At 39.3% G+C, this 14,184-nt stretch carries 14 protein-coding genes; 2 read left to right on the top strand and 12 right to left on the bottom strand.

Annotated features, from left to right (window positions below; genetic code table 11):
* Positions 1 to 153: 153 nt before the first annotated feature.
* From G8782_RS07305 to G8782_RS07290, 4 genes are all read right to left on the bottom strand, one after another.
* Complete coding sequence (locus G8782_RS07305) at positions 154 to 1,713, bottom strand: fatty acid--CoA ligase (protein ID WP_172370301.1); 1,560 nt, start codon at positions 1,711 to 1,713, stop codon at positions 154 to 156.
* Positions 1,714 to 1,830: 117 nt separating this feature from the next.
* Complete coding sequence (locus G8782_RS07300; RefSeq protein WP_172370300.1) at positions 1,831 to 2,529, bottom strand: pseudouridine synthase; 699 nt, start codon at positions 2,527 to 2,529, stop codon at positions 1,831 to 1,833.
* 31 nt (positions 2,530 to 2,560) lie between these two features.
* Positions 2,561 to 2,752, bottom strand: a complete 192-nt coding sequence (locus G8782_RS07295) for a hypothetical protein (protein ID WP_172370732.1) — start codon at positions 2,750 to 2,752, stop codon at positions 2,561 to 2,563.
* Between the two features lie 110 nt (positions 2,753 to 2,862).
* Positions 2,863 to 3,753 carry a LysR family transcriptional regulator gene (locus tag G8782_RS07290; RefSeq protein WP_172370299.1) on the bottom strand — a complete coding sequence of 297 codons (891 nt, stop codon included), beginning with the start codon at positions 3,751 to 3,753 and terminating at the stop codon, positions 2,863 to 2,865.
* 125 nt (positions 3,754 to 3,878) lie between these two features.
* Between G8782_RS07290 and G8782_RS07285 the strand changes: the two genes are divergently transcribed.
* On the top strand, positions 3,879 to 5,069 hold the full coding sequence (locus G8782_RS07285) for a coenzyme F420-0:L-glutamate ligase (RefSeq protein ID WP_172370298.1): 1,191 nt from the start codon (positions 3,879 to 3,881) through the stop codon (positions 5,067 to 5,069).
* A gap of 100 nt (positions 5,070 to 5,169) precedes the next feature.
* Here the strand turns inward: G8782_RS07285 and G8782_RS07280 are convergent, their stop codons facing one another.
* Positions 5,170 to 5,679, bottom strand: coding sequence for a DUF1456 family protein (locus G8782_RS07280; RefSeq protein ID WP_172370731.1), 510 nt, complete (start codon positions 5,677 to 5,679; stop codon positions 5,170 to 5,172).
* 398 nt (positions 5,680 to 6,077) lie between these two features.
* Between G8782_RS07280 and G8782_RS07275 the strand changes: the two genes are divergently transcribed.
* Positions 6,078 to 7,073 (top strand): D-2-hydroxyacid dehydrogenase, encoded by a 996-nt coding sequence (locus G8782_RS07275; protein WP_172370297.1) that lies wholly within the window; start codon positions 6,078 to 6,080, stop codon positions 7,071 to 7,073.
* An 86-nt stretch (positions 7,074 to 7,159) separates the two neighbouring features.
* Here the strand turns inward: G8782_RS07275 and rlmH are convergent, their stop codons facing one another.
* The 7 genes from rlmH to walK all read right to left on the bottom strand — a co-directional run bounded on the left by rlmH (position 7,160) and on the right by walK (position 14,183).
* On the bottom strand, positions 7,160 to 7,639 hold the full coding sequence (gene rlmH, locus G8782_RS07270) for a 23S rRNA (pseudouridine(1915)-N(3))-methyltransferase RlmH (RefSeq protein ID WP_172370296.1): 480 nt from the start codon (positions 7,637 to 7,639) through the stop codon (positions 7,160 to 7,162).
* Positions 7,640 to 7,718: 79 nt separating this feature from the next.
* Positions 7,719 to 7,883 carry a CxxH/CxxC protein gene (locus tag G8782_RS07265; protein ID WP_172370295.1) on the bottom strand — a complete coding sequence of 55 codons (165 nt, stop codon included), beginning with the start codon at positions 7,881 to 7,883 and terminating at the stop codon, positions 7,719 to 7,721.
* 146 nt (positions 7,884 to 8,029) lie between these two features.
* Entirely contained in the window at positions 8,030 to 9,301 is a 1,272-nt protein-coding gene (locus G8782_RS07260; RefSeq protein ID WP_172370294.1) for a S1C family serine protease, read from the bottom strand.
* A gap of 111 nt (positions 9,302 to 9,412) precedes the next feature.
* Entirely contained in the window at positions 9,413 to 10,201 is a 789-nt protein-coding gene (locus G8782_RS07255) for an MBL fold metallo-hydrolase (RefSeq protein ID WP_172370293.1), read from the bottom strand.
* 1 nt (position 10,202) lies between these two features.
* Positions 10,203 to 11,057, bottom strand: a complete 855-nt coding sequence (locus G8782_RS07250; RefSeq protein WP_172370292.1) for a two-component system regulatory protein YycI — start codon at positions 11,055 to 11,057, stop codon at positions 10,203 to 10,205.
* Positions 11,044 to 12,363: a YycH family regulatory protein gene (locus G8782_RS07245; RefSeq protein WP_172370291.1), complete on the bottom strand. Its 1,320-nt coding sequence runs from the start codon at positions 12,361 to 12,363 to the stop codon at positions 11,044 to 11,046. The genes G8782_RS07250 and G8782_RS07245 overlap by 14 nt, the downstream gene beginning before the upstream one ends.
* Complete coding sequence (gene walK, locus G8782_RS07240; protein WP_172370290.1) at positions 12,360 to 14,183, bottom strand: cell wall metabolism sensor histidine kinase WalK; 1,824 nt, start codon at positions 14,181 to 14,183, stop codon at positions 12,360 to 12,362. Before walK ends, G8782_RS07245 begins: the two co-directional genes overlap by 4 nt.
* Position 14,184: the final 1 nt, after the last annotated feature.

Genomic DNA, 14,184 nt, shown 5'->3' with positions numbered 1-14,184 from the left:
GCGAAAATGCATGCAATTGCCGCATTGACAAGCTTTATCAATAGGTGACCTCGGAATTTTAACAGACAATCTCACTAAAGTAAATGGAAAATGAAAAGACCGCATCCTAATAACTAGGATGGGCCTTTTCATTTATTTAATACTATTTTTATTTCAACGAAGAGAGTGTTCTTTAACTTGCTGACGCATCAAGAACTTTTGTATTTTGCCGCTTGCATTTCTTGGAAGCGCATCCACAAAGTGATATGTTCTTGGACGTTTGTAACCTGCTAGCTTATCGTGGTTTTTACAAAACTTCTCGAGATCATCTGCGGTCAGCGCCGGATCTTTACTGACAACGAATGCAACCACTCGCTCTCCCCACTTTTCATCAGGCACGCCCAAAACGGCAACATCAAGTACCGCTTCATGCTCGTGCAAAACATCTTCCACTTCACGCGGATAAATATTTTCACCGCCACTAATGATCATATCGTCGACGCGGTCCGCGATATATAAATAGCCGTCCTTATCCATGTAACCGAGATCGCTTGAGTGATACCAACCTTGATTTAATGCATCTATCGTATCTTCCTCGCGGTTATAATACCCGACCATCATGCAAGGACCTTTCACGATGATTTCTCCGACTTCGCCGGGCGGTAATATGTCTTCCGGGTTCGACGGTCCATCTGCATTTGCCCGCACCACTCGGATTTCATGATTGTAACAGGCTTTCCCGGCAGATCCGGCTTTCGTCAGCTGCTCGTCCTCCATCAAAAACGTAATGGCGGGTCCCATTTCCGTTTGTCCGTAAGCTTGGACTAAATCGATTTCTAACGCATTTTTCACTTCATTCACAAGTACTGGCGCCATCGGAGCAGCACCGTATAGGCCTAACCTCAATGATTCCGTATTATAGGCGGCAACATCTTCCTGCAGGATCATATTCCACATCGTCGGCGCCGAAAACATGATCGTCACTTTTTCTTCTTCAATCGTTTTTAACGCTTTTGCAGGGTTAAACTGATGCATGATGACGCTTTTCGCACCCGCTTGTACGCGCGGGATGACATTGCAATGTAGTTCAGCACAGTGAAACATCGGTGCCGCAACAAGCCCGATATCGTTCTTCGTGCATTTTAAAGCGGTTATGCAAATAAGACTCTGCTCGGCCATTGCACGATGGCGATGGATGACGCCTTTCGGACTGCCTGTCGTCCCGCTCGTATACATGATGGCATACGTGTCCATTTCATTCACTTCGATTTGTGGACTCGCAGTAGACGCCCTCGCTACTTCCTCCTCATAACTTTTAGCGAAATCAGCCTTATTTTCATCAATGAACCAAAATTGAATATCGGGGAATTTTGCTTGCACAGAAGATACAACTTCCTCTAAAGATTTTTCAAATAACACGACTTTCGGGCTTGCATCTTGCAATATATACGAAAGTTCCTCTGATTTTAACCGGAAATTGATTGGATTGAACACTGCCCCTATTTTAGCAGTCGCAAAAAGCGTCGTTGCGAGTTCACTCGTATTGAATAAAAACGTAGAAACACGATCTCCTTTTTTAACGCCTACCGAAATCAGCGCGTTCGCAAGTCGATTCACATCCTCCGCCCACTCTTCATACGTCCATCTTTTATTTTTCTTTAAGTCAACAAGCGCTTCTCTTTTAGGATAATTACTGACGGTTTGATCAAATATCTTCCCCAATGTTGCGTACATTTATATCATCCCCTTTATTAAAGATATATCCCCTTTAATAATGTCAGATAATATTAACTATTGCAACACCTCTTTGTGCCGAATTAAAAAACACGTTTGCTTTTGAACGTGGCTCGACTATTTTTTCAACTCGAATACTTCTTCAACCGTTAAATACCGCCAATGACCGATTTCCAATTGGCCAAGCATAAGATCTTTGATTTGCACGCGTTGTAGTTTTGTTACTGTGAATTGGAAATGCCTGCACATTCTTCTAATTTGGCGGTTCAATCCTTGGGATAAGGTGATTTTAAAACGATAATCGTCTATTTGTATGACTCTACACTTTTTCGTCGTAATGATTGTTTTTTTTCTGGGATTATAAATTTCCACACCGCCTGCCATGCTGGTGATAAATCCTGCGGTTATTTCTTTATCAACCGTTACAATATAGCCTTTTTCTTCATTATTTTCTTCTCGTAACAAATCATTCACAATGCTTCCATCATCGGTCAGTAGAATTAGTCCTTCCGATTGCTTATCGAGTCTACCGACTGGAAAAATCCGTTCTGGGTAATTGAGGAAGTCAATTATATTTCCTTCAATATTGGCGGCGGTGGTGCATGTCACCCCGGGCGGCTTATTGAGCATGATGTAAATGGCATTTTCTTTCGCTAGTAGAAGACGACCCTCCACTTTAACCTTGTCACCTTCATTGATCATGCGACCGATCCCAACTATCACACCGTTAACAGTCACTTTCTGTTCTCTAATCAACACATCCGCCCGTCGTCTTGAACAATATCCCGATGATGCGATAAATTGATTTCCCCTCATTGTTTACCTCCATCAATTCGTAAAAAAAGACTTACCTTCTAGGCAAGTCTAATTCTTGATACGCTATGCGGTATTCCCCGTCTTCTGCGACTTCTGCATGAAACAAAGCTTTAAGTGCAAAACTTTTTTCCAAATCCATTTCTTTCATGATTTGCTTTAAGCGCACTTGCAGTTCTTCGTTCTCTTTAACGAGTTGTTTCATTTGCGATTGATAGTACTTCATAAGTAATTCTTGGCTCCTTCCGGGAATCAAAACCTCTAGCCTGAGTATACCATTACTGCGGTAGACTTCATCAATCAATGTAACCGACATCATTACAACGGTTGCCATTTTTACAACCTTTCATTCTCAATAATTTCAACAAACCGGGCCGCTGCTCGCGTCAGTGGAACACTTTTCAGCGAACATGCCCCGATGCTTCTTTTAGGAATGGATTCAATCAGTTCGACTTCATTCAACAAGCCATTTGTTAAGTATTCTTGGGAGAATTCTCTCGTCACGCATGCAATACCCAAATTAATTTTTGCAAACTCCAATAATAAATCATGCGAACCTAATTCAAATTCCGGCGATATTCGTACACCTTTCGAAAGTATATAGTCCTCGACATACTTCCGAGAATTTGATTTTGATTCGAGGAAGATTAATGGCAATTTCACTAGTTTATCGAAGCTGATTGGTTTCGATAAAATACTTCTATACTTCTGCCCGCATACAAAAATGTCTTGAACATCTGCGAATGGGCGAAGTTCTAGCGTTGGATCGTCCAGTGGAAAGTTGCAAATGACAATATCCACTTCTCCCGCTTTCAATATTGAAATCAATTCCAATGTCGTGCCGTTTTCAATTTTATATTTAATATTTGGATAGCGATTATGGAATACTTCTAGGTAAGGAAGTAAATAATACCTGGAGATGGTGTCGCCAACACCGATTCTTAATTCGCCTGCGGTCAAATTTTTGAATTCTAAAATTTTATCTTCGCCAACATGCAACAAATTGATTGCTGAATTTGCATATTCAAATAGAAGTTCGCCTTCATGGGTGAGCGTAGCTCCCTTAGGCGTACGATTAAAGAGACGCACATCTAACTCCTTTTCTAATTGCATAATCGCTTGACTGACTGCAGGTTGCGTCATGTACATATTTTTCGCGGCTTCTGAAAAACTTTCACTTTTGCCGACCTGACAAAATACTTTATATAAATCTAATTTGCTTACCATATAACCATCCCTTATACCTACCATTTGTTATATTAATTTTACTTATACCACTAACCTAGTGTATATTACAAGTAGATACTTATCATAACTGACAGTGACTTTCCTGTTAGTAAGGAGCGATTTTTGTGGAAAGAGTAGTAGGAACCGTTGCTAGAGGACTTCGTTGCCCGATTATTAACGAAGGCGATAACATTGAAGAAATCGTTGTAGAGAGCGTTTTGAAAGCTGCTGAAATTGAAAAACTAACTTTTAAAGATAAAGACATTGTGTCCATAACAGAATCGATTGTTGCACGTGCTCAAGGGAACTATGCGACGATCGATCATATTGCTACAGATATAAAAGCTAAATTTGAAGAAGATACGATCGGTGTCATTTTTCCGATTTTAAGCCGTAACCGTTTCGGTAATTGCCTGCGCGGGATTGCCAAAGGTGCGAAAAAGATTGTGTTGATGCTTAGCTATCCTTCAGATGAAGTTGGAAACCACTTAGTAGACCTCGACATGCTGGATGAAAAAGGCATTAATCCTTGGACAGATGTACTGACGGAAAAAGAATTCCGCGATCTTTTCGGGTCCTGCAAACATGCTTTTACAGGAATTGACTATGTTGAGTACTATAAATCATTAGCTGCAGAATTCGGTACAGAATGCGAAGTCATTTTCTCCAATAAACCGGAAACTATTTTAGAATATACGAAAAGCGTGCTAGCTTGCGACGTTCATTCAAGAATTCGAACGAAGAAAATCTTGAAAGCCAATGGCGGCGAAAAAATCTACAGCCTCGATGATATCTTAACTGAATCGATCGATGGCAGCGGTTATAATAGTGAGTACGGCCTTTTGGGTTCAAACACCGCAACTCATGACGGCATGAAACTATTCCCGCGTGATTGCCAACCTGTTGTCGACAACATTCAAAAGATGTTAAAAGACAAAACCGGTAAAACAATCGAAGTAATGGTTTACGGAGACGGCGCATTTAAAGACCCTATCGGCAAGATTTGGGAACTCGCAGATCCAGTCGTATCACCTGCCTACACAGCAGGACTGGACGGAACGCCAAACGAAGTTAAACTGAAATATCTTGCGGATAATAACTTCGCTGAATTAAGAGGAGACGAGCTTAAACAAGCAATCTCAGAGTTCATCGATACCAAAAACGACGACCTTCATGGTTCGAACGAATCTTTAGGAACGACACCTCGAAAACTGACGGATCTTATCGGTTCATTAGCCGACTTAACCTCGGGAAGCGGAGATAAAGGAACGCCGATTGTCTTCATACAAGGTTATTTCGATGACTTTACTAAATAATACATTCTTAAAACACCGCCAACATGTGAATTTGTTGGCGGTGTTTTTTCATTTTAATCTAAGCTATTTTAATAATACCTCCCTTAGAAGGTTGTGTCAGTCATTCCCGGTATTTCAGCGCCAATCCCTTCAAGAAGTTTCTAGCATATCTATCGCCGCACTCTTTATAATTACGGTGCCCTTCTTTCCTAAGTACAGCACTCAATTCACTTTTCGATAAAATGGTTCCTGTGTCGCTTAAGATATCGAGCATGTCTTCACTAGTAAGTGACAGTGCAATTTTAACTTTCTTAAGAAGGATATTATTAACGTTTCGATCATTCATCGTCAGTGGGACTGGTTTATCAGAATCAGCTGCGCCTCTTTTATATGTGATCAAACCGTTTAAAAAGGACTCTAACTGATTGTTGTCGAGTTTTTTCTTATATTCGTTTTCCTGGAATTCATCATCCATTTCATGACCATCATTTTTTACTTTTAATAAAATATCACGTACTTCTTGATTGGTTATTTCGATGCCGCCCAGTCCGAAAATCTCAACCATATCCGCATCTTTTATATCCAATGCATATCGCAATCTAATTAAAATATCATTATTATTCATTTTTATCTCCAACCTTCCTATCCTTATTCACTTATGAAGCGTTTAAGAGGCAAAAATAGACGAGAGAGCTATCAACTCTCGTCTAATTGTTTGATGTGCATTTATTCATACCCCTTATTTTCCAATTTATATACTTGGAAAGAATAAGTAAGTATATCAGCTTCACGCTTGTAGATACTAATAAATAGTTGAGAATTTATAAATATCACGACTTCCTGTCATTCATCCTACACTGAACGCCCGGCTTTTACCACAAAACAGGAGTTCAATTAAAGACAGTACTGCTAAAACTTCAAAAAAATTAAAAAATGAACACTTTGTGAAACTATTCACATAATCATTGTGAATAGTTTCACAAGGTGTTATTATATGTTTAGTAAAGCAAAAGAGAGAGGTAATTAAAAATGAGAAAAATAATGATGTTTGCAATTAAAGAACATGAAAGAAAAGTTGCATTAGCTTGGGCAAAAAACAATCAAGTGGATGTTACATTTTCTGAGGATATATTAAATATGGAGACCGTTGATCAACTAAAAGGATTCGACGGTGTGACAACACAGCAAACGGGGAAATTAGATAATCGTGTTTATGGCCGGTTAAAAGAATTAGGAATAAAGCAGATTGCACAACGAACAGCTGGATTCGATATGTACGACCTTGAAAAAGCATCGGAAAATAACATTATTATCTCTAACGTACCAAGCTATTCACCAAACTCTATTGCTGAGTTTGCCGTAACATCAGCTTTACAACTTGTACGAAAAACACATTTACTCGAAGAAAAAGTTAGAGAAAAAGACTTTAGATGGCAAGTTCCTATTATGGCGAAGGAGATTAAAAGCCTAGAAGTTGCCATTATCGGTACAGGTCGGATTGGACAAATAGCAGCTCGAGTTTTTAAAGCTTTCGGGTCTAAAGTCGTCGGCTATGATTTATATCAGAATGAACAAGCGAAGCAACACCTTGAATATAAGGATACCGTAGAAGAAGCAGTCGCAAATGCAGACATCGTTTCCATTCATATGCCTGCAACTGATGATAACCATCATTTATTTAACGCAGAATTATTTAATCATTTTAAAGATGGTTCAGTCTTTGTCAATACGGCAAGAGGTTCCATTGTAGATACAAAAGCGCTGTTGCAAGCATTAGATAGCGGAAAAATTTCCGGAGCTGCATTAGATACGTACGAAAATGAGAGTCCTTATTTTCCTAAAGACTTCCGTGATAAAGAAATTTCTGACCCGATATTAAAGGAATTAATAATGCGCCCAGAAGTTATCTTAACGCCACATATCGCTTTTTACACGGACATAGCAGTTAATAACTTAGTGGAAGGCGGACTAGATGCAACTCTATCCGTACTAGAAACTGGTACGTGTGAAACGAGAGTTAATTAAAAAGCACAAGTTTGAATTTTATTGATGGGAAGATAAATGTGGAGAACTATCCGACTCTGCATTCATTTTCCCATTATTTTTCGTTTCTATTTATGATACGGTTCATTTTTCATAATTTTAAAAGCCCGATAAACTTGTTCCATCAAAATAAGCTTCATCAGTTGATGGGGAAACGTCATTTTCGAAAACGACAAGAGTTCATCCGATCTTTTGTAAATCGATTCATGCAATCCAAGCGAACCACCGATTACAAATGATACTTTACTTCGTCCGTATGTCATTAGCGACTCCAAACCAGCAGCCAACTCTTCCGAAGTTTTCATCTTCCCTTCAATCGCTAACGCAATGACATAATCATTTTCTCCGATTTTCGCTAGAAGTCGTTCGGCTTCTTTTTTCTTCACAATTTCCATATCTGCTTCACTCAAGTTTTCAGGGGCTTTTTCATCAGCCACTTCAACAATATTTATTTTAGCATACGGTTTGAGTCTTTTACTGAACTCTTCAATGCCCATTTTCATATATTTATCTTTTACTTTTCCCACTGTCGCAATCGTAATGTTCACAAGTTATCCACCCTTTTTTTATCGTTACAAACATATCTTATTAACATATCCACAGAAGTTATCTACATATTGTGTCCGATTATTTGTTCGCCACAACATACAATGCAGACTCATCACAGTATGTACACTTTGTGGATAACTTTTCTGATTCCGGAACCGCTTCCATTATCGGATAAACTTCCTCCTGCAAGATTAACTCCTCAAGTGCTTGATCTATATGCATTTGACAGCTATATATCTTCAAAAATAACCCTACTTTCCTTCATCCTCTTTTACACAAACTTATTCACAAATTCCAAAAACTATCCACATCTAAAAAATAAGCATATAAATAAGCGGAACAGCCATCATCTTCGCTACTCCGCCTATTTGTGGATAAGTTTTTAATCCTTAAAAAGCATTCCCATTTTCAAGAGTCATTTCTATTTCAATCAATTGTCCATCACGATAAACTTTCATCGTCATCTTGTCGCCAACTTCTTTTACATTATACAGATGTTTTCGCAAGCTCACCATATCCTCAATTTTTTCGCCATCCATTTCAACAATGACATCATATCGTTTAACCTCTGCTCTGGATGCTGGAGAATTTGGAACAACTTCATTTATGACTACGCCTTCAGTAACCTCATTCGGCAATTTTAATACAATTTGTTGCTGCGCAGGTATGCTGGCAAGATCGATTAGTGTCACACCCATGGTAGGACGAATGACCTCACCATGCTGTTCGAGCTTTTGTATGATTGGAATCGCTAAATTTATCGGGATCGCAAGTCCGATTCCTTCAACTGTTTCCTGTGATATTTTCATTGAATTAATGCCGATTAACTGGCCCGCTAAATTAATAAGTGCGCCACCTGAATTTCCGGGATTAATCGCCGCATCCGTTTGCAGAACATCCGAATACCAGTCAACAGCACCGTCATGATTAAAATCGATTGGAATCGATCTGTCTTTACCAGATACTACACCAAGTGTAACCGATCCTGAAAAGCCCAAGCCCAGTGGGTTTCCAATCGCAATAACGGTTTCACCACGTTTTAGCGCATCAGAATCTCCGAACTTAGCAACCGCTTTTACATCAGTTGCATCGATTTCAATGACCGCTAAGTCCGTCCACATGTCGCTTCCAATAAGTCGTCCTTGTGCCTTTTTGCCGTCATCAAATGTAACATCGATTTCTTGTGCGTCTTCGACAACATGATGATTTGTGACGATATATGCTTTTCCGTTCTCTTTTTTATAAATAACGCCTGAGCCCGTTCCAGTTTCTCTCGTCGTTTCAGATGATGACCAAAAATCACGAACCGTTTGTAAATTTGTAACGCCGACGACTGCATCTGTGACCGATTCAACGACTTCCGTGATGTCCGTGTTAATATCAACAGATAATCGCTCTTCTTGCATGACGTTGTTTTTTACATCGGGTACTTTATTCGAGGTATTTCCATTTGGAAGAAGAAGCCACACGAGCAGCGCACCGACAACGACACCAAGTAAACCATAGATGAAGCCACTGCCTCTCTTTGGTGGACGATTTTCCCGTTTTAAAGGTCTTTCATATTCTCGTTTTTCTATTTCTTGTGAATTTGATTCAGTGTTATCCAATGATGTTTTCGATTCATCCGATTCCGAACTAGATGACTTATTGAATTCGTCCATACGCTTCATCCTTTCTACTCTATCTCTAATTAAACATACCCTTATTTACTCAAATATAACGAAAAAACCTTGCTATGAGGGCATTGACAACTCCCCGAGCAAGGTTTTCCCTCATACTGTAACTAATTCAGTTGGCTCATCTGCGTCCGTGTCAAAAAGATGAACATATTCACCCGCAATGATTCCGCATGTTTCCAATGTTTGCGTAACACTCATCCTCGCTAGGTCTTTCATATTATTATCTTTACTTAAATGAGATAAGTATATTTTTGTTTCTTTCTCAAAAACAACTTCACTCATAGCTACTGCCGCATCTTCGTTTGATACGTGACCGACATCGCTTAAAATTCTTCTCTTGACAGACCATGGATAACGACCCATTTGCAACATGCTGACATCGTGATTGCTTTCGAAAACAAAAGTATCAGCACCGCTTATAATACCTTTCATGCGATCACTTACGTAACCAGTGTCCGTAATGATCGCCAACTTTCGCCCATTTTGATGAAAGGTGTAAAACATAGGATCCGCCGCATCATGTGAAACAGAGAAAGATTCAACATCGAGACTCCCGAAAGATTTAACAGTCTCCATATCAAATTGAAAGCGTTGGTCCAGCGGGATTTTCCCGACAAGCCCATCCATCGCTTTCCAGGTCTTTTCATTTGCATAAATGGGGGTCCCATACTTTCTCGCGACAACGCCGAGGCCCTTTATGTGGTCGCTATGCTCATGCGTGACAAATATTCCATCCAAGTCTTCCATTGAACGATTAATTCTTGCAAAAAGACTTTCCAGCTTTTTACCGCTAAATCCTGCGTCAACTAAAAATTTATGTTCATCATTTTCTATAAATATTGCATTCCCGCTGCTTCCACTTGCGAGTACACTAAAACGCATATCAAAAATCCCCTTGATCATCTATTTCCAAGTCTTCAACATTCTCATCTATTTCTGGGTCTTCCAATTCATCTTTAAACTCGATCACTTTTCCATCCGTTGCATTAACAAAGTAGTCTTCAATTTCTTCATCCTCTAATTTTACACGAACATGCCACGTCGGAGCAAATACTTGGGTTTTGGTTAATTGAATATGTGTTGAATAACCAAGTGAAATATTTATCACGGTCGAACCTTTTTTTAAATAATCTTTTGAAGATAAAGCGTTTATTGCTTCTATCGGCAATAATAAATCTTTTTTCTTGTTAAAATTAATAAACTCGCCAAACATGCTTTGCTCATAACTTATTATGTTTTCATCTTTATCCCAATGAATGATCAGCATCGCATTTTTGTTGAAAAAGATCGGATAGTCATCAACCTTTTGGAAGAACATAGCTTGTCTCTTATCCTCGTCCCGCCCCCATAAAACATATTCCTTTCCGTTCAACACATGTGTTGCAAGAAATTCCGTGAACTGTTCCTCGCCTTTTGAATTTTTCAATGGATATGGGGCTTCCAGTCTTGAAATAAGGTGTTCTTCATCGACTAACGTGAATTTTTGGCCGGTAAACTTATCGAGTTCTTCTTCGGGAAACTCGGCTATTTCCGCCGAAACATAATAAGATTCGTCAGTAAATACCGGAAGTTCACCATAAGAGATATCATCCAACCGCAAAGATTCCTCGATCGAAGTTTCTCCCATTACTTGAAGTTTTTGGGCATCCTGATGACGATCTATATAGAGTGAATAAAGAAATACGTTTAATATAGAAAACACGACAATAAATATTGTTTTCGTTTTATTCCAATCCAATCATTTCACCTCCCAGATTTTCTGGTGAAAAGCGAATCCAGTTGCCTTTAATTTTATAAAACCATGAAGGTTCCAACATGAAAAGATTTGGATTTGTATCGTATTTCATGAAATAGCCCGGGATGATTTCCTCGACTTGGCCCCCATCGATTTCATCTGATTCAATTAGCATTTTTGCAACATCAACGCCTGATGCAAGATATACTGTTTCAGTTTCTGATGGTAAATTTGAATCTAATATATAATAGGGCCGTTTATAACGAAAAACTCGTTCGTCGCCCCATACTTGTTCAATCATGGTTGATGTTGTATCGCTGAAAACTGGCAACCCATGAACATGAAGTTGGAATTCAACAGTACGTGAAAGGGGGTTCATATTTGTAAGTCTATATTCGTTCGACCATCCGCCGTGTTCATTGATAAAATCAAACACATCAAGTAATAAATCAGAAGGAAATGCTACTTCATTCGTTTTTGCCGTAGGTTGCACATATTCTAGGATCTTCTTATCTGTATTGATGGTCATAAGCGCATGATCGTCTTGAAATTCTTCCTGGTTCTGACCCACTTGACTGCGTCTTACCGCATTCGGATCACTGAATAGAGCATCTCTGAAGCGAGATGGGCTTATGCTGTCTTGGTAATACGTATTTCGAATAATCTCTGACCGGTTAACCGGAATCATAATTAAATGTTCATCACTTGTTGCCACTTCTGCATATTCGGAGAAGTTTTTCCCTCTGACCAAAAGCGATTGGTTAAATTTCTGCAAATCAGCAACATGAACTTGCGCACTATAACGCGATTGATGCAAACTGCTTACAAAGTGCATATCCAATGTTGTATTTAATGTATTCCATTCAACAATGATTCGATCAAATGATGTCTCGGGAATATTTTCATCATCTATGTCCATCAGGTTTTCATAGACCCGTAATGGTACTTCAGCATGATAGAACAAGGTAAAACTATTTCTCTTTTTCATCAATAAATTCAATTTATCAGCATTAAAGTTTTGATCTTTTAATATATCTGTTATCGTCCAATTTTCCATTGCCTTTAAAATATGTTCAATTTCAGTCGAGTCTGTCGTTCCCGTTAAACTGTCTTGGATACGAAAAATTGACTTATATGGTTTTATGACCTTTTCAATAGTAGCTCGATTGGATATTGAAATATCAACGGTCGGTTTTTGATCTATTGTTTGCAAGTTGGGCGTATATGTCCATATTGAAAAAGTTAAGGTAATGCTCAGTGCAATGAGTAAGAAAAGAACAATTGACTTAATTGTTTCCACTTGTTTCATTCCCACTCACCGCCTTCATCAAGTTCGAACGGCAATGTGAAGAAAATTGTCGTTCCTTGTCCTTCTTCGCTCTCCGCCCATATTTCCCCGCCATGCGCCATTATCATTTCCCGGGCAATCGCAAGCCCTAAACCCGTGCCTCCCAAGGCTCTAGAGCGTGCTCTATCTGCACGGTAAAATCTGTCGAAAATCCGATTAACGTTCTCAAAAGGAATTCCCATTCCGTCATCAGAAATCATTACTTTGATGTATTTATCAAGAACGGAGACCCCGAAGTAAACTTCTCCGCCGTCCGGAGAGTACTTTAGTGCATTTGAAATAATATTATCTATGACCTGTGTCATTTTATCGGTATCGATTTCGACGAATAACTCGATATCCGGAAAAATACGCCTAAAATTGACATTTTGCGATTTAGATAATTCAAAGCGATCAATGATAAAGTTGAAAAAATCTTTAAATTCTACCCATTCCTTATGCAAATCATAATCCCGGCTATCCATACGAGATAATTTCAATAAGTCTTCGACAAGTCGTATCATTCGCTCGGTTTCAGTCTGCGTGACGTGCAAAAATGACGGTGCAATTTCTTTATCTTTCCAAGCACCGTCAGCAAGGGCTTCCAAGTAACTACGCATCGTTGTAAGAGGCGTTCGCAATTCATGCGAAACATTGGATACAAATTCGCGTCGCTCCATATCTATTTTTTCTTGCTCTGTATTGTCATGCAGCACGACGATGAGTCCATTGACAAATCCGGTTTCTTTCTGCGTAACTGAAAAACTTGCACGTAATACATAAGACAGTTCGGTGGTGCTATAATCTAATGCAAGGGAGTCTCTTAATTGAACCAAATCTTCAAAAGCATACTCAGATTCGAGGCTGAGAACTGATGTAATCGGCCGATTCAACACATTTTCAGCAGATACTTTCAACATTTGAAGTGCTGTATCATTAATGAGCACGACACGACCTTTACGATCCGTGGAAATAACGCCATCGGTCATATTTTCAAGGACCGATTCAAGCTTTTTCCGTTCTCCTTCGGTCGAAGCTTGCGACTCTTGCAGTCGGTTCGTCAAATGGTTAAAGGCGACAGCAAGTTGGCCCACTTCGTCATTGCCATATACACGCACTTTACGTTGGAAGTTTCCTTTCGCCATCTCCTGTGCTTGCCTTCGCATATCAGAAATCGGCCTAGTGATTGTTTGAGCGATAAAAATCCCCAAAATGACGGTAATCGTCAGAGAAACAATTGTTCCGCCAGCAAGTATTTGGTTGATTTCGTCCATCTGTTTAAACATTTTTTCGATATTCGATTTAAGATATAATGTTCCTAATACTTCATCTTCGACTTTAATAGGAGTGACCCAAACCATGACGCGTTTTCGAGTATGTTTATCAAGGTATATGTTTTCGCTCGGAGACCCTGATGCAATGGACCGCCTTACAATGTCATCCATGGAACGTTGACCGATCATAGATTGATTATCAAGAACATTAGATGCCAAGATTCGGTTTCGGGAGTCAATGACGCGAATTTCAATAATATCATCTGAGGTAAACCCCGAAAGGACGGCCCATAAACTCGTTTCGAGTTTCGGATCGTCCTCTGATCGCTCTTTTAGCATTTCTTCGCGCACGCTATATTCGACAATTTTCATTCTGTCTGCAATAGAAGTAGTAAAGTTGGTTTTTAACGTTTCTTCAAGCTCTCTAGCAAAATAAAGTCCAATGATTTGCATCGCTATCAATATGAGCAATACATAAATGAGTACGAGTTTTACGTGGATGGACCTAAAAAAACTAACTTTCTGCATG

This window comes from Sporosarcina jiandibaonis, from assembly GCF_013184495.1.
Classification (GTDB): domain Bacteria; phylum Bacillota; class Bacilli; order Bacillales_A; family Planococcaceae; genus Sporosarcina; species Sporosarcina jiandibaonis.
The sequence above is the reverse complement of the archived record's forward strand: the minus strand, read 5'-3'. Positions and strand labels throughout refer to the sequence as shown.